Here is a 15,397-nt window from a genome sequence, read left to right on the forward strand (position 1 = left end):
CGGGCACGGCGGGTCAGGCTCCGGCGTCGAACGGGTGCTCGTCGTAGAGCGTCACCCGGAACGACACGGCGGGTTCGGGGGTGACGGTGTGCAGCGCGCGGTGCACCAGGCTGCGGTTGTCCCAGACGAGCATGTCGCCCTCGGAGAAGCGCTGCAGGTGGATGTTCTCGTGCTCGAAGGTCGTGTCCAGCTGGCCGACCGCGTCGAGCAGCCTGCTCAGCAGGTCGCCGCGGATCTCCTCGCCCTTCGCGTCCTCGAGGCCGGTGGTGAAGCCCTCGCTGACGTAGAGCACCGATTCGCCGGTGACCGGGTGCTTGACGACCGCGCGGTGGCGGACCTCGGGCGTGCGCTCCTCGATCTCGGCCAGCAGCTCGCCGACCGGCCGGTAGACGTCGCTCGGGCGGATCTTGAAGAACCGGCGCGGGCTGTGCACGGCGACCGCGTCGGCGACCTCCTGCTTCAGCGATTCGGGCAGGCCCTCGTAGGCCGCGCCCATGTCGATGAAGTAGGTGCCCCGGTTCTTCTGCGGCACGACCTGCGGGTAGATCAGCGTCAGGCCGTACGGCTTGTCCATGAACTGGTAGTCCGCGTGCCAGAACTTGCCGGTCTTCGGCACGCCGATCTGCTTGCCGTCCTTCGGGACGTTCGACGACACGAAGATCAGCGGGTTGTCCGGGTGGTGGTAGACCGGCTCGTAGTACGAGGACGGCTCCCCCATCCGCTTGCCCATCTCGACGAACTCGTCGGGCGAGAGCTTCTGGTCCTTGAGCACGGCGATCTTGTTCTCGTACACCTGGCGCTTCAGTTCGGCGAATTCCTCGGAAGTCGCGGTCGTCGCGTCGAATCCTTCGACGACGACGCCGAATTTCGCGTCAGCCTGCTTGCTGACGACCATTTCACGCACAGCCCTACCGCCCCTCAATATCGCAATCGTCGGCAACGTTAGCAGCAGCTTGATAAATGCGGCTAAAACAGCGCTAATCCCGTCCGCGGGTAGCCGGAACCGCGTCGGCTGACCTCGGCACGGACAGTGCACAGGGCAGACCGGAGCGCGCCGCGGACGACCCCGGACAGCCATTTATTTCCCACCAGTTCCACCACCCTATCAGCGGACTCAAAAGACCCGGTTAAGGAGCGCTTAAATTGCTGCCGCACATACCGTGGAGCGGACAGGAGCGACAACCGGAAAGTGAGGTGAAAAGCGCGTGAAATTGCCTCCGGCTCGCCGTTTCGGTGCGCGGGAATCCCGATCGGCGGGACGAGTGCCCGGGATATCGATTTCCGGGGCCGCAGGGACGGGACGCGGATCGTCCCGGGAAACGCAGAAGGTCCGCCGACAGACCTGTCGGCGGACCTTCGGGCGAACTGTGGGCGATACTGGGATCGAACCAGTGACCTCTTCGGTGTGAACGAAGCGCTCTCCCGCTGAGCTAATCGCCCGCTCGCGGTGCCGGTCCAGACTACCCCACGACTTTCGGGGGCCTGCAAACGGGTGGTTTGCGCCGACTACAGCGCGTCTGCCTGCGAATACCGTCCGAACAACCCCGAGCTAACCGAGGCCTTGCGCGGGCGGGGGCGCGTGCGGCCGTCCGCGACATCCGTGCGACGGTGCTATCGCACAGCGGCCGAACCGCGCAAGATGTACTGGTGGCTCCCCACCGGGCGCCCGCTGAAGGCTGCGCGGCACGGACGGCGACGGACCGGACGGACCTCGGGGCAGACGGTCTCGAACGGGTGATCTCGAGCGCACCCGCGACGGATCCGGGCTCCTGGTGCGTCTCACCGTTGTCCTCGGTCGTCCGGGCCGGGAAGGGAGACGAAGGGTAGGACGATGCGCAACGATCACGTGACGCTCCGCTCGACGGCGGTCTTCGACCTGCTGGCGCCGCGGACCCCGGCGGTTCCGGTGAAGGTGGAGCTGCGCTACGACACCCGCGACCCCTATGCCGTAGTCGCCGCCTTCCGCACCGGGCGGGCCGGCTGGGTCGAATGGGTCTACGCGCGCGACCTGCTCGCCGACGGCCTGCTCGCCGACGCCGGCGACGGGGACGTCCGCATCCGCCCCTCGGTGGAGGACCCGGAGTCGGTCCTGATCGAGCTGAACTCGCCGTCCGGGCACGCCATGTTCGAGGCGTCCGCGCAGGAGCTGGCCGATTTCCTGGACCGCACGTACGACGTCGTGCTGCCGGGCAACGAGCACCTGTGGGTCGACGTCGACGACGCGCTCACCCACCTGATCCCGAACGATCTGGCCTGATCACCGCCCCGCGGAAGGGTCAACAACCCCCCGGTGCCGGGACGGTTGCCGGGGTCGGATATGGTTTCTTCACACCACGGCGACGGGGTGCGGGCTTCCGGCCCGCGATCCCGAAGCCACGGTAGTGCGGACGTAGCGCAGCTGGTAGCGCATCACCTTGCCAAGGTGAGGGTCGCGGGTTCGAATCCCGTCGTCCGCTCGGAGGGCTCAAGCCCCATGCGGTGGAGTGGCCGAGAGGCGAGGCAACGGCCTGCAAAGCCGTGTACACGGGTTCGAATCCCGTCTCCACCTCGCGCGATTAGCTCAGCGGGAGAGCGCTTCCCTGACACGGAAGAGGTCACTGGTTCAATCCCAGTATCGCGCACCAGCGTCGCCCGGAAGCCCCGCTTCTCTTCGGAGAGGCGGGGCTTCCATCGTTCCTGGAGTCGTTGCGAAGCCGCGGAGGACGGTCTTGCTCCCCGTCGTCGCGCAGGGCAGCAGCTCCCATCTCGCCGGGACGCTCGCACAGGAGGTTCGGCTCTCGGCGACCGATCTGCGCTTCACGCTCCCGGCCGCCGGTCCGGACCGGGCGCACGATTCGAACGTCGTGCCGCCCGAGACCGGACGGCTCAGCACCGGCTAAGCGCCGGTGACCGCTCCCCCGTCGGCGACCGGGATTCGACTGCTGCTGATCCTCGGGGGCGCCCTCGTCGCCGCAGGCACGGGCTTCCTGGTGGCGAGCCGAAGAAGGCGCTTCAAGCAACAGTAATCACAAGGTGGTCGAGGCCCGCGCACCGTAGGCGGGCCACGATCGCCGTTGCCGCGCCAGCCATTCCGCGACGTCGGCCACCCGCCGCGTCGACATGCTGCGGTTTCTCGTCACTGTCCGGAGTGGACGGACCGGCACCGGGGACAACGGCCTCCGCCCGGCCGAAGCCGGACGGAGGTTCCGCGCGAACGGCTCAGGAAAGCGCGCGCAGCCGCGGCAGCACGTCCTCGGCGAACTGGCCCAGGTAGCGCTCCTGGTCGTGGCCGGGGCCGTGGAAGACCAGGTGGTTCAGGCCCGCGTCGAGGTACGGCTTGATCTGCGCGACCGCCTCGTCCGGATCCGACGCCACGATCCACCGCTTCGCGACCTGCTCGATCGGCAGCTCGTCGGCCAGCCGCTCCATCTCCTCCGCCGACGACACCGTGTGCTTCTGCTCCGCACTCAACGACAGCGGCGCCCAGAACCGCGTGTTCGCCAGCGCCTTCTCCGGGTCGCGGTCGTACGACATCTTGATCTCGATCATCCGGTCCACCTGCGCCGCGTCGCGCTCAGCGGCGGCCGCGCCCTCGGCCATCGCGGGCATCAGCTTCTCGGTGTAGAGCTCCATGCCCTTGCCGGACGTGCAGATCATCCCGTCGCCCGCGCGGCCCGCGTACTTCGCCACGACCGGCCCGCCCGCGGCGATGTACACCGGCACCGGACGCTCCGGGCGGTCGTAGATCTTCGCGTTGACCAGCTGGTAGTAGTCGCCCTCGAAATCGACGTTGTCCTTGCTCCACAGCTCGCGCATCAACCGCACCGACTCCCGCAGCCGCGCGAACCGCTCCTTGAACTCCGGCCATTCCCGGCCCGACACCGCGATCTCGTTCAACGCCTCCCCAGTGCCCGCGCCCAGGATCACGCGGTCATTCGACAGCAGCGCCATCGTCGCGAACGCCTGCGCGATCACCGCCGGGTTGTACCGGAACGTCGGCGTCAGCACGCTGGTCCCGATCAACACCCGGCTGGTCCGCTCCGCCACCGCCGGCATCCACGCGAGCGCCCACGGCGCGTGCCCGCCCTCGTGCCGCCACGGCAGGAAGTGGTCCGACACCCACACCGAGTCCAGCCCCAGCTCCTCGGCCCGCACCGCGAACTCCACCAGCTCGCGAGGCCCGAACTGTTCCGCCGACGCCTTGTACCCGACCTTCAGCTCCACGATCGCCCTTCCCCGTCCGGCCTGAACCACGCAGGATTCCGTGGCACCGTCAACCGTACTCGGATGGACCTTGCGCAGGCGGGTGTGCTGTCGATCACTAGCCGGGCTGGTGCGTCAGGCTGAGTCGTCGCGGGAGCGGGCGCAGGCGGAATTCTCTTGCCTGGCCGGGAAAGCACGGCAAGGCGCATCGAGGGCTGCGGCGTCCAGTTCGGACAGTCCACTGACGAGCCCGTGCGGGTCGTCGGCACCGTCCGCCCCGAGACGGCCGGAGTCGACGAATCCTTTGCCGCGGAACCGATCTGGCCGGCTTGTTCAACAGCGGTGCGAGGGGGACCTTCGCGGCCGCGCCGCCCACGCCGCGGCACCCGCCGCCAGGGTCACGGCCACCCCCGCGACCGGGCTGTTCATCAGCACGAGCGCGGCGAGGAACGCGGTCCCGGCGAGAATGAGCAGCGCCATCCGGATCGCGGACGCCCAAGCGACGACGAAATCCGCCGCCCGGGAGGCCCACGGCTCGCGGGTGTCGGGCTTGCGATGACGCCCCCGCTTGCGGCGGTCCAGAACCCGGCGCGCGGAGTCGACCATCTCGTCCCGGGTCGCCACGCGACGCGGCGGACGGGAGAAGGGATCCCAGTCGACAACGACGCGGACCCGGGCGGGGCGCTCGGGGTCAGGGCGGGCCGGTTCGGCTGGCTGCTTCGGGGCGGTTGGGGCGGCGTCGACGGCCGCCGGGTCGCTCGCCGCTGCGGCGCTCGCAGGCGGAGCGGGTTTGGCCGGGACTGCGGGGCCTGGATCGGCCGCATCGCTCGCCTGCGTCGACTCCGCCGTATTGCCTGTCTGATCGTTCGCGCCGCGCAGCTGCGTCGTCTCGGCAGGACAAGCCAGGCCCGCCGTGCCCCGAGGCGGTGCCGTTTCCCCGGCGGGCTCCGGTTCGCCGAGGCGGGTCGGCGGCTGAGGCTCCCGGACCAGCACCGCGCCTTCCTGCGGCTCGGGCGGCTCGCCGGTCCGGCGCGGCTGCCCGGTTCGGCGCGGCTGGTCGGCGAGGCAGGGAACCACCGTCATGAGGTCGTCGATCCCTTTCTCTTCCGGCCGGCGGACCGGTTCCGACGGCTGTCCGGACCCCGGCCGTCGTACGGAAGCGGGTCCCGGATGCGCTCATCCTGGCGAAGACGGTGCGTTACCAGCCAGTTCTACTGGCAGTGTCGCGGTGAACGGTCCCTCATCGTCGCCCAACGGTTCGAGTGACGGTTTTCGCTACTCTTCGCGGTCACTGTTTCGTCATCCGGCGGCCACCCGGGCGACGACTTGTCCAGACCTCTCGACGCATCCGCGAACTGCGGCGAACCGGCTCTGACACGGGAAGATGCACGTTCATTCGCACAGTCGCCAGACGGAGAAACTCGACTCCGGCACCCTCGCCGCCCCGCGGTGATACACAGAGTGTCACGTCGAGCCCGATTATTGAGCAGTCAACCGTCACCCACATGAGTGACACGGAGAGTGATCAACGGAAGGAGGCGACGAGCAGCGCGTTGGCCCGAACGGATGCACGAGCACTAGGCAAGGCGTACGCAGAGGCGCAACCAGGGCCGTTTCAGTCCTTGCCTTCCCCTCGAAGCAACAGCTAGCGTTCAGTAGGTAAGCCTTACCTGATTGAAACGGGAATCCATGCCGACCCTCCCCCAGCGCCGCACGCCCGACAGCAGGCGGCTGCTCCGGGCGTCCGTGCTGCGCGCCGAACGGACGTCCACGCATTTCGTGACCCTCACCGTCGGTGGGGAGGACCTCGAGGACTTCGCACCGCTGGGGTTCGATCAATGGTGCCGGTTGTTCTTCCCGCGCGAGGGACAACGCGGGCTGCGCCTCCCCACCGCGTCGAGCGGCCGCTGGCTCGCTCAGCACCTGCTCATGAGCGCCGCGTCCCGGCCGTGGGTGCGGAACTACACGATCCGGGCGACCCGGCCCGGCGAGGTCGACATCGAGTTCGCGGTGCACGGCGACGGCGGCCCGGCTTCGAGGTTCGCGGAGAACGCACGGGCAGGCGACGAGGTCGGGATTCTCGACGAGGGCCTCACTTACCTGCCGCCAGAAGGCGGCAAGCAACTGCTTCTCGCCGACGAAAGCGCCATTCCGGCGGCGCTGGCCATCCTGGAGTCGTCGCCGGATCTGCGGGCCACGGTGCTGCTGGAAGTCGGGGCGCGGGACGACATCCACGCGGTCGACGCGCCGCTCGGCGCCGACGTCCAATGGCTGGTCCGCGAGGACGAACGGCTCCCGGGACGGCTCGCGCTCGACGTTCTCGCCCAGCTCGATCTGTCCGACCCGCCGGGCTACACGTGGGTCGCCGGGGAAAGCGGGCTGGCCACCGGCGCGCGGCGATTCCTCACGCGGGAGCGCGGGGTGCCGAAGCAGGCGATCGCGTTCCAGGGGTACTGGAAGCACGGCCGCGCCTCGTTGGGGTAACCGCTTCAGAACAGCCGTCCGGCGTCGTCGGCAGGCGGTTCCTCCAGCTGCAGCAGGAACCGTTTCCGGGCGACGCCGCCCGCATATCCGGTGAGGCCGCCGCTGCTGCCGACCACCCGGTGGCAGGGCACGACGATGCTCAGCGGATTCCAGCCGTTCGCGTTCCCGACCGCCTGTGCCGCGCCGGGCTCGCCCAGTTCAACGGCCAGTTCGCGGTAGGTGCGCGTCTCGCCGTAGGGGATGCGGGTCAGCAGCTGCCACACGCGGCGTTCGAATTCGGAGCCGCGCAGGTCCAGTTCGAGGTCGAAGGTCCGGCGCCGGCCGCTGAAGTATTCGTCGAGCTGCCGGACGGCCTCGGCGAAACCGTCGTCGGTGCGGGGGCCGAAGTCCGGGAAACGCGGGGTCCGGCTGTGGCCGTCGAAGTAGACCGCGACCAGCGCGCCGCCGTCGGCGACGAGGGTGAGGTCGCCGACCGGCGAGGCGGCGACAGTGTGCCGGAAAGCCATCTTCTCCTCCGTGATCGGTGCCACGGAACGGTATCCGGCCGGGCCGCGCGTGAGAGCATCGCCGTCCATGGACGACGGTTTCGCCGACATCCCGACCACGACCCTCGCCGACCTGCTCGGCCGCGGCCAGGTGCTCGACTACGGCGTGCGCCCCTTGTGGGGGCCGGTGCCGCGGATCGCCGGGCCCGCGTACCCGGTGCGCTGCCCGCCGGGCGACAACCTGATGCTGCACGCGGCCATCCACCGCGCGCCCGCCGGAGCGGTGATCGTCGCGGAATCCGGCGACGTCGACTACGCCCTGGCCGGCGGCAACGTCTGCGCGACCGCCCAGCGGCGCGGCATCGCGGGCTTCGTCCTGGACGGCGTGATCCGCGACCTGTCGGAGGTCCGGGAGGCGCGCTTCCCGGTGTTCGCGCGCGGCGTGATCCCGATTCCCGGTACGAAAGCCAAGGTGACGCCCCTGGGCGAGCCCGCCCGGTGCGGCGGGGTGACCGTGCACGCCGGGGACATCGTCGTGGCGGACGAGGAAGGCGTGGTGGTAGTGCCGGGGGCCGACGCGGCGCAGGTGCTCGCGGACGCTCGGGGCAAGCTGGCCAAGGAGGAGGCGCAGACGCTCGACGAATGGGCCGAGGCGCACCGGGCGAAGGTGGATGCGGCTCTGGAGGCTGGCGGGTTCCGCGGCTGAGCGCCGGGGTTCTCGGGTGCTTCGCCGACCTGGGCTGGGCTGAGTGGACGCGGCGCTGGAGGCTGGCGGGTTCCGCAGCTGAGCCCCAGGGTTCTCGGGTGCTTCGCCGACCAAGCCCGGGGTCGAGCGGGCACAGCTCCGGAAACTGGCGCGCTCGCAGCTGACCCCCGGGTTTCTCAGGTGCTTCGCCGACCAAGCCCGGGCTGAGCGGACTCGGCTCCCCAGGCTGGCGGGTTCCGCAGCTCAGCTCCGGAGTTGCCGGGTGTTCGCAGCCCAAGCCTGGGCTGAGCGGACGCAGCTCCAGAAGCTGGCCGACTCCGCAGCAAAGCCCCGGTGTTCCGGATGCTGCGCGAACCGTTCCCCGACTGAGCCGACAGCTCCCCGCTGGCCGGTGATTTCGCTCCGGGCTCAGCGGCAGATGTGCTCGGGGCTCGGGCAAGCGACGAGTTCGGCGGCGCGAGCAGGCGATGCCGCGGGAGAACCCAGCTGCCGACCGGCTCCGGACTTGGCTGGGCGCGTGGTCGCACGGGGTGCAGCGCCACCAGGTCTCCCTGGCCGACGCTCCCTCCGGCGTCCGCGCGGATCATTCCGGCCGGACCGTCCACAGGGGACCGGCCGCCGCCAGATCGGGGCCGGGTTCGGATTCGGGCGGAAGGGGTTCCGGGTCGGGCAGCGGACGGTCCGGTCCCGGCGTCACCGGGTCCGGCTCCACCGGACCGGGCGGAACGGGCTCGGGCGGGGCGGGCGGCGCGGTCGAGCGGGGGCGAAGCATTCGCGGGCTCCTTTCTCTCCCTGATGGGCTACCGCACACCGGCGGCGGCGAAACATCGGCGCGGCCCGCGCGAGGTCGGCTAGGGTCGAAGGCGGAGCCGACGACCGAGAAGAGGCGAGACGATGAGCGCGGACAAGCCCGGCGAGCAGGAGCCGCTCGACGCGGAGATCGTGGAGAGCCCCGGCACGCCGCCCGCCGACCTCCCCGAACCCGACTACAGCGACAACGGCGCCCCGTCGTTCGACTTCGTGCGGGACCGGATCGAGAAGCGCTACCACACTTCGGTCGGTTCTCAGGAACTCGCCGGGATCGGCGGGCCGGAGGATCTGCAGTCGCTGGACAAGAAGATCGCCGACCGCAAGGAGGCGGCGAAGGACAAGCTGGCCGAGATCCGCCGGTCGATGGGCAAGGAATAACACCGTTTCCGGCCGGGCGGTCGGGCTTTCCTCCGCGTGCGGCGACGGACACATCCGGCATCGGCGAGGCTGCGGGCACTCCTCGCGAAACCCCAGCGCGTCCGGAGGCACGAAGCCGAGCGGGAAGCGGCTGCGAACGTCGCCGTGCCCAGGACTCGTCCCGCATGCCTCGTGCACGGCGACGGAAACATCCAGCACCGGTTAAGCTGCGCGGACATTCCCCGCGAAACCCCAGCGAGCCCGGAGCACGAAGCCAAGCAGGAAACGGCCGCGAACATCGCCGCGCCAAGGACTCGCCCCGCACGCCTCGCGCACAACAACGGGAACATCCACCACCGGCGAACCTGAGCGGGCATCCACGCCGAGACCCCGGGAGTCCGGAGGACGAAGCCGGGCCGAGACGCCCGCGCGGAAAGCGGCCGCGAGCATCGCCGTGCCAAAGGCTCGTCTGGATCCCTCGCGCACGGCGACGGAAACATCCAGCACCGGCAAGGCCGAGCGCGAAGCAACTGCATTGCCGCCCCCGAGACTTGTCCTAGGCACGCAAGAAGCCGCCCGACGCGGACCGGCGAAGGCCGTCCGGGCGCATGCGACGACCGTCCACAATGGACCCAACCCGCCGATTTTCCGTAGCCTCCTAGACGCCCGTTCTGGTTGAATCGCCGGTATGGCAACCACCGTGCGCGTTCCCGGTCTGGTGCTCACCGAGCACGAGTTCTCCGTTCCCCTCGACCATTCCCGTCCGGAAGGCGCGAAGATCACCGTCTTCGCGCGGGAGGTCGCCGATCCGGACGGGCTCGACCGGCCGTTTCTCGTGTATCTGCAGGGCGGTCCCGGGCACGAGGCGCCGCGGCCGTCGCGGGGTGCGCCGAGTTGGCTGCCGCGGGCGTTGCGGGAATACCGGGTCATCATGCTCGACCAGCGCGGCACCGGGCGCTCCACGCCGGTCGGCACGCTGACGGGCACCCCGGCCGAGCAGGCCGAGTACCTCACGCACTTCCGCGCGGACGCGATCGTGCGCGACGCGGAGTTCGTGCGCGAGCAGCTGGGCGTCAAGAAGTGGAGCGTGCTCGGGCAGTCGTTCGGCGGGTTTTGCACGCTCCACTACCTTTCCTCCGCACCGGACGGGCTGGCCGAGGCGTTCTTCACCGGCGGGCTGCCGCCGATCGGACGGCATCCGGACGAGGTTTACACCGCGACGTTCGCCAACCTGCTCGAGCGCAACCGCCGTTACTACCTCCGCTACCCCGGCGATCGCGCCCGCGTCGAAGCGCTGCTGCCGTTGCTCGACGACGGGGCCGTCGTCCTTCCCGACGGCAGTCCGCTCACGCCGCGGTTGTTCCAGCAGCTCGGGCAGCTCCTCGGCACCGGCGGCGGCGAGGAAGCGCTGCACTACCTGCTCGAACGCGACCCGAAGTCCCCCGCTTTCGCGCACGACGTCGCCAGCTCGCTGCCGTTCACCGCGCGCAATCCGCTGTATTCGGTCATCCACGAGTCGTCCTACTCCGACGGGTTCGCCACCCGCTGGTCCGCCGAGCGCGTGCTGCCGGACGAGTTCCGCACCGACCGCACGCTCTTCACCGGCGAGCACGTGTTCCCTTGGCTCTTCGACGATCTCCACAGCCTCCGGCCGATGAAGGAAACCGCCGAGCTGCTCGCCGAGCACGAATGGCCGCGGCTGTACGACGCCGACGTGCTGCGCGAGTGCACGGTCCCGGCGGCGGCCGCGATCTACGCCAACGACATGTACGTCGAGCGGGTGTTTTCCGAGGAAACCGCGCGGCTGATCCCGACGCTCAAGCCGTGGATCACCAACGAATACGAGCACAACGGCCTGCGTGCCTCGGGCGACCACGTGCTCGGCCGGTTGATCGACCTCGTGCGCGGACGCGTCTGACGTGCCGTGCGGGGAATCCCCGGGGGTTCCCCGCACAGACGGCGGTCAGGCGACGGTGACGCCGCCTTCGGTGGAGTCGGTGGACAGCGTCAGGTCCTGCCAGGCGTCGAAGTCGTCCTGGACGCGCTGGCGCCCGGCGGTGACCAGGCGCAGCGCGTCCGAGCCGAGCAGCAGGTGCACCGGCGGGTTTTCCTCGTCCAGCAAGGAGAGGATCGCGTCGCCCGCGCGGGCGGGGTCGCCGATGCCCTGACCGGCGAGAGCCTGGCGGCGGGTCCGGATCGGGTCGAACAGGGCGTCGTAGTCGGCGATGCTGCGCGGCGCGCGGACCAGCGACCGGCCCGCCCAGTCGGTCTTGAACGCGCCGGGCGCCACGGCGGTGACCCGCACGCCGAACTGCCCGACCTCCTGGGCGAGGGTGTCGGTGATGCCTTCCAGCGCGTGTTTGCTGCCCTCGTAGAACGCCAGCCCGGGGAAGGTGGTGTGCCCGCCCATCGAGGTGATGACGAAAATCTGGCCGTCGCGCCGTTCGCGCATGGCGGGCAGGACCGCCTTGATCGTCGCGACCGTGCCGAAGACGTTGACCTCGAACTGGCGGCGCAGCTCTTCCATCGACGACTCTTCGAAGGTGCCTTCGAGCCCGTACCCGGCGTTGGCCACGAGCACGTCGATCCGGCCCAGTTCCGTTTCGGCCGCGCGCACGGCCGGCTCGATCCGGTCCGCCTCGGTCAGGTCGAGGACGAAAGCCCGGGCGCGTTCCGGGTCCAGCGCCCGGAACTCGGCCGCGTGCTTCTCGGTGCGCACGGTGCCCGCGACGCGGTGCCCAGCCGCGAGGGCGCGCTGCGCGATGGCGCGTCCGAGGCCGGTGCTGACGCCGGTGATCAGGAAGTTCTTGCTCACTGCGGAGTGTCCTTTCAAAAAATGCATGACGGCATGGACCCCGCGGATGCGGCGGGGCCGGATGGTGGGTGAAAGTCAGGACTCGGCGGCGGGCGCGGGTTCGCGGCCCCAGCTGGCCAGCAGCCGCAACCGTTCCTGCGAGGGCGAACCGGCCGGAGCGCTGTAGACGACCATCGACTGGCCCGGGTCGGCGACCGAGGTGAAGATCTCGTACTGCAGTTCCAGATCCCCGGCGACCGGATGGCGCAGGCGTTTCAGGCCGGTGCTGCGTTCCTGGACGCGGTGTTCCGACCACCACGCCGGGAACTCGGGCGACCGCATCATCAGCTCGCCGATCAGGTTGGCGATGTGCTGGTTCCGCGGCTGCGCGGCCGCGGCCCGCCGCAACCCGTGCACGTAATCGCGGGCGACGCGTTCCCAGTCCCGCCACACCAGGCGGGCCCGGGGATCCAGCAGGGTCCAGCGCGCCATGCTGCGTTCCCGCCGCGGCAGGTCGGCCACGTCGGGAAACAGCAAGGCCCACAACGCGTTCCCGCCGACGACCGTGAGGTTCTGGTCGCTCACGAACGCCGACGCCAGCTCCATCGAGTCCAGCACCTGCCGCAGCGCCGGACGCAACCGGGACGAAGGCTCGGCCCGGTCCAGGCGCTCGGCGGAGGCGCCCGCGAGAGCGAACAGATGCCGCCGCTCGATGTCGTCGAACCGCAGCGCGTCGCAGAGGGCGTGCAGCACCTGCTCCGACGGCTGCCGGGCCCGGCCTTGTTCCAGCCGGGTGTAGTACTCGGTGCTCACCCCGGCCAGCTGCGCGACCTCGCTGCGGCGCAGGCCGGACACCCGCCGACCGGCCTCGGACCCGGCCGGAAGACCGATCTCGTCCGGCTTCAGCCCGGCGCGGCGGGCCCGCAGGAAATCGCCCAGGTCGTTCTTGCCCATGCCTCGAGTCTGCCTTCCGCGCAGTCGATCACCAAGGCGGTAGCTGGCCCTGCCAGTACTACTCAGCGGACCGGGCGAGGATCACCGCGCGAGCGGCGAGATGCAGAGCCAGCCGCTCGTCCGGACGCGACAGGTCGACGTGCAGCAGCTGCTCGATCCGGCTGATCCGCGCGGCCACGGTGTTCCGGTGGATTCCCAGCACAGTCGCGGTTTCGGCCAGCGAAGACTCCGCGTCCAGGTACGCCGCGAGGGTGCGGATCAAGTCCCCGGGCACCGAGACCAACGGAGCGAGCAACGCGCGCGCAGCGGGCTCGAACGTGTCTGTCCGGGTCCATTCCAGCAGCAGCTGGGCCATGCCGAGCTGGTCCACGTGCAGGAAGTGCCCGGTCTCCGGGCGGGTCGCGGCGAGGCGGGCAGCGTCGGTGGCTTCGGCGACTGTCGCGGTGAGACCGTCGGCGTGCGGGCGGCCGACGCCGAGGTGCGCGTCGAGGGTGCGGCGCAGGTTGTGGTGCACGGCGCGCAGCCGTGCGGACAACGCCCGCACCCGTTCCGCGGTCGGTTCTTGTTCGAAGGTGACCCAGCCGGTCCAGCCTTCGCCGTGTTCGACGGTCACCGCGTCGATCGACTCGGCTCGTAGCGCGCGCACGACCTCCTGCGTGCGGGAAACCGTGTCGACGTCCGCGGGCACGCCGATGCGCAGGCCGACGTGCCAGCCGCCGAGTCGCCAGCCCGCGTCAGCCGCGCGCCGGCGCAGGTCGGCCCCGGGTTCGGTGTCTTGCCGCAACAGGTCGCCCAGCAGCGCGGAGCGAGAACGGGCGTCGCGTTCCAGTTCCAGGCGGTGGGCCAGCAACCAGCGCTGCACGGCACCGGCGGCGACGGCCAGCGTCGCGGCGACGACGTCCGCGCGCGGGGCCTTCGCGCCGGTCAGCTCGGCGGCCAGCCAGACCGACGGCTGCGGCAGCACGGCGGGATGCGCGAGCAGAACACCGTCGGCGAGGGCGACGCGTTGCGGGACCGGCTCGTGCACTCGTACGCGGGCGGCCTCGGCGAGTTCTCCGGCAAGCACCTCGCCGCGGTCGTCGAGGACGGCGACCGGAGCGTCCAGCAACCGCCGCAGCACGGTCACGATTTCCTCGGGCGGACGCAACCGCTCCCCCAGCGCCCGGTGCGCGGCGAGCACCGCGTCGGCCCGGTCGATGTCCGGGGCCGCCAGCGCGAGGCGGGCGTCCACGAGCAGGTCGAGCGGATCGGCGGAGGTGACCAGCAGCGGCACCGACAGCCGTTCGGCCAGAAGCCGGGACGCGGCAAGCGGTTCGGGGCCGGGGAGCAGGACTCCAGCGGCCTGGGCGTCGGCGCAGCGGCGCAGGAGGGCGTCGATCTGCCAGTCGGAACCGAGCGGACGCAGGACCACCACCAGCTCGCCGGGAGCGGGCGTACCGGAAGCGTCCAGCGCGGCCTTGACTGTACTGAGTGGACGGTCCAAACCAGACTCGCCGGAACACACCCGGACCGGATCGGCCCACGACGGCAGAGCGAGCAGCTGACGGAGAATCACGGGACTGCCACCGGATCGCAGTCGATTCCGTACGCGCGCGGTTCCAGCAGCGGACGACGTCTCGGGTCGGTCCAGAACGGCGAAGCGGCAAGGCACACGACGTCCACCTCCACCCCGGCGCGGATCGCGTCGCACTGCAGCGGGACGCCGGTGCGGCGGTCGAGCACCGACAGCACGTCCGGAGTGGACGCCACCGGCAGCCCGTCCCGCAACGCGAGCAGGTACTCGTTCTCCATTTCCAGCCGCAGCAACGCGCCGTCGCGGTGGTCGGTCAACGTCGCCGAACCGCGGCCGAAGCCGGGGTGGCCGTGTTGTCCGGGGCCGATGTGCCGCGACACCTCCAGCACGCGGCCGCGCGCGAGGACCCGGCCGTCGAGGGCGGTTTCCAAGGCCGCGAGGTCGGGGCTCTCCCCCGCGGCGAGCACGCGGGCGCCGAGGGCGAGCGCCTCGCTCGTCGTGCCGAGCACGGTGTGCTCGGCCAGTTCGCCGGCCGGGATCGGGGCCAGCGCGATCGCCGCCCAGCCGCCGGAGCTGGCCAGGAACGCGCGGATCCCGCTTTCGACGACCGCGGCCGCCGCGGCGGCGAGCACCACCACGCGGCCGCCGGGTTCGGCCATCGCGGCCGGAGCGACGCCGCGGCCGGTCGCGGCGACCGAGAGCTGGTCGAGCCGCGGCAGGCCGCGTCCGGACAGGTCCGCGTCCACGCACGGCAGCCCCAGTTCCTGGGCGACGACCAGCGGGAGCAGGCCGTTGAGCCCGCCGATCTCGATGGTCATCAAGGCCTGCGCGCGCTCGCCGGTCCAGCGTTCGATCGCCTTGATCGCGGAAGCGAACTCGTCGCCGCTGGGCAGCTTTTCGGCGAAGGCGGCCGTCGCGCCGACGATGCCGACCGGAACCACCAGGGTGTCCGGCGGCAGGTCCGCGACCGGGTGCACGACGGGTTCGCGCCCGGATTCGGTCAGCCGCCGCAGCAGCACCGCCGCGGTGACGGTGTCCCCGCCCCCGCCGGACCCGAGCAGCGCGACGCCGCGTTCGAGTGCCGGCACGTCCGCGGCGGTGATGCGCATGGC

Annotated in this window: 15 protein-coding genes and 4 tRNA genes; 9 read left to right on the forward strand and 10 right to left on the reverse strand. The window is 70.8% G+C overall.

The annotated features are described in order from the left end of the window. Positions 1-13: 13 nt before the first annotated feature. On the reverse strand, positions 14-895 hold the full coding sequence (locus CU254_RS21770; protein WP_009079415.1) for a TauD/TfdA family dioxygenase: 882 nt from the start codon (positions 893-895) through the stop codon (positions 14-16). Positions 896-1,368: 473 nt separating this feature from the next. Then, positions 1,369-1,440, reverse strand: a tRNA-Val gene (locus CU254_RS21775). A gap of 391 nt (positions 1,441-1,831) precedes the next feature. Between CU254_RS21775 and CU254_RS21780 the strand changes: the two genes are divergently transcribed. The 5 genes from CU254_RS21780 to CU254_RS43715 all read left to right on the forward strand — a co-directional run bounded on the left by CU254_RS21780 (position 1,832) and on the right by CU254_RS43715 (position 2,879). Further along, the gene (locus CU254_RS21780) at positions 1,832-2,257 is read left to right on the forward strand and encodes an SsgA family sporulation/cell division regulator (protein WP_005159130.1); all 426 of its coding nucleotides are present in this window, start codon (positions 1,832-1,834) and stop codon (positions 2,255-2,257) included. Between the two features lie 126 nt (positions 2,258-2,383). Then, positions 2,384-2,456, forward strand: a tRNA-Gly gene (locus CU254_RS21785). Positions 2,457-2,477: 21 nt separating this feature from the next. Beyond that, positions 2,478-2,548, forward strand: a tRNA-Cys gene (locus CU254_RS21790). A gap of 1 nt (position 2,549) precedes the next feature. Next, a tRNA-Val gene (locus CU254_RS21795) sits at positions 2,550-2,624 on the forward strand. A gap of 84 nt (positions 2,625-2,708) precedes the next feature. Then, positions 2,709-2,879 carry a hypothetical protein gene (locus CU254_RS43715; protein WP_199786433.1) on the forward strand — a complete coding sequence of 57 codons (171 nt, stop codon included), beginning with the start codon at positions 2,709-2,711 and terminating at the stop codon, positions 2,877-2,879. Between the two features lie 319 nt (positions 2,880-3,198). Here the strand turns inward: CU254_RS43715 and fgd are convergent, their stop codons facing one another. Further along, positions 3,199-4,203 carry a glucose-6-phosphate dehydrogenase (coenzyme-F420) gene (gene fgd, locus CU254_RS21805; protein WP_009079419.1) on the reverse strand — a complete coding sequence of 335 codons (1,005 nt, stop codon included), beginning with the start codon at positions 4,201-4,203 and terminating at the stop codon, positions 3,199-3,201. A 312-nt stretch (positions 4,204-4,515) separates the two neighbouring features. Then, the gene (locus CU254_RS21810) at positions 4,516-5,265 is read right to left on the reverse strand and encodes a hypothetical protein (RefSeq protein ID WP_009079421.1); all 750 of its coding nucleotides are present in this window, start codon (positions 5,263-5,265) and stop codon (positions 4,516-4,518) included. A gap of 606 nt (positions 5,266-5,871) precedes the next feature. On the opposite strand from CU254_RS21810, the gene CU254_RS21815 reads away from it, so the two are divergent. Beyond that, entirely contained in the window at positions 5,872-6,666 is a 795-nt protein-coding gene (locus CU254_RS21815; RefSeq protein ID WP_009079423.1) for a siderophore-interacting protein, read from the forward strand. Between the two features lie 5 nt (positions 6,667-6,671). Here the strand turns inward: CU254_RS21815 and CU254_RS21820 are convergent, their stop codons facing one another. Further along, the gene (locus tag CU254_RS21820; protein ID WP_037717675.1) at positions 6,672-7,172 is read right to left on the reverse strand and encodes a methylated-DNA--[protein]-cysteine S-methyltransferase; all 501 of its coding nucleotides are present in this window, start codon (positions 7,170-7,172) and stop codon (positions 6,672-6,674) included. A 67-nt stretch (positions 7,173-7,239) separates the two neighbouring features. Between CU254_RS21820 and CU254_RS21825 the strand changes: the two genes are divergently transcribed. Next, on the forward strand, positions 7,240-7,857 hold the full coding sequence (locus tag CU254_RS21825; RefSeq protein WP_037714419.1) for an RraA family protein: 618 nt from the start codon (positions 7,240-7,242) through the stop codon (positions 7,855-7,857). A gap of 583 nt (positions 7,858-8,440) precedes the next feature. On the opposite strand, the gene CU254_RS21830 is transcribed toward CU254_RS21825, so the two are convergent. After that, positions 8,441-8,629 carry a hypothetical protein gene (locus CU254_RS21830; RefSeq protein WP_009079431.1) on the reverse strand — a complete coding sequence of 63 codons (189 nt, stop codon included), beginning with the start codon at positions 8,627-8,629 and terminating at the stop codon, positions 8,441-8,443. Positions 8,630-8,751: 122 nt separating this feature from the next. On the opposite strand from CU254_RS21830, the gene CU254_RS21835 reads away from it, so the two are divergent. After that, positions 8,752-9,045 carry a hypothetical protein gene (locus CU254_RS21835; RefSeq protein WP_009079434.1) on the forward strand — a complete coding sequence of 98 codons (294 nt, stop codon included), beginning with the start codon at positions 8,752-8,754 and terminating at the stop codon, positions 9,043-9,045. 667 nt (positions 9,046-9,712) lie between these two features. Then, entirely contained in the window at positions 9,713-10,942 is a 1,230-nt protein-coding gene (locus CU254_RS21840; protein ID WP_009079436.1) for an alpha/beta fold hydrolase, read from the forward strand. 45 nt (positions 10,943-10,987) lie between these two features. Here CU254_RS21840 and CU254_RS21845 read toward each other — a convergent pair whose 3' ends face one another. The 4 genes from CU254_RS21845 to CU254_RS21860 form a co-directional block, all read right to left on the reverse strand. Then, entirely contained in the window at positions 10,988-11,839 is an 852-nt protein-coding gene (locus CU254_RS21845; RefSeq protein ID WP_009079438.1) for an oxidoreductase, read from the reverse strand. A 75-nt stretch (positions 11,840-11,914) separates the two neighbouring features. Further along, positions 11,915-12,772 (reverse strand): helix-turn-helix transcriptional regulator, encoded by an 858-nt coding sequence (locus CU254_RS21850; protein ID WP_009079440.1) that lies wholly within the window; start codon positions 12,770-12,772, stop codon positions 11,915-11,917. Positions 12,773-12,830: 58 nt separating this feature from the next. Continuing rightward, positions 12,831-14,327 carry a PucR family transcriptional regulator gene (locus CU254_RS21855; RefSeq protein ID WP_037714421.1) on the reverse strand — a complete coding sequence of 499 codons (1,497 nt, stop codon included), beginning with the start codon at positions 14,325-14,327 and terminating at the stop codon, positions 12,831-12,833. Then, a complete protein-coding gene (locus CU254_RS21860; RefSeq protein WP_037714424.1) occupies positions 14,324-15,394 on the reverse strand; it encodes a DUF917 domain-containing protein in 1,071 nt (356 codons plus the stop codon). The genes CU254_RS21855 and CU254_RS21860 overlap by 4 nt, the downstream gene beginning before the upstream one ends. Positions 15,395-15,397: the final 3 nt, after the last annotated feature.

Origin of the sequence: Amycolatopsis sp. AA4 (assembly GCF_002796545.1) — a bacterium.
Taxonomy (GTDB): domain Bacteria; phylum Actinomycetota; class Actinomycetes; order Mycobacteriales; family Pseudonocardiaceae; genus Amycolatopsis.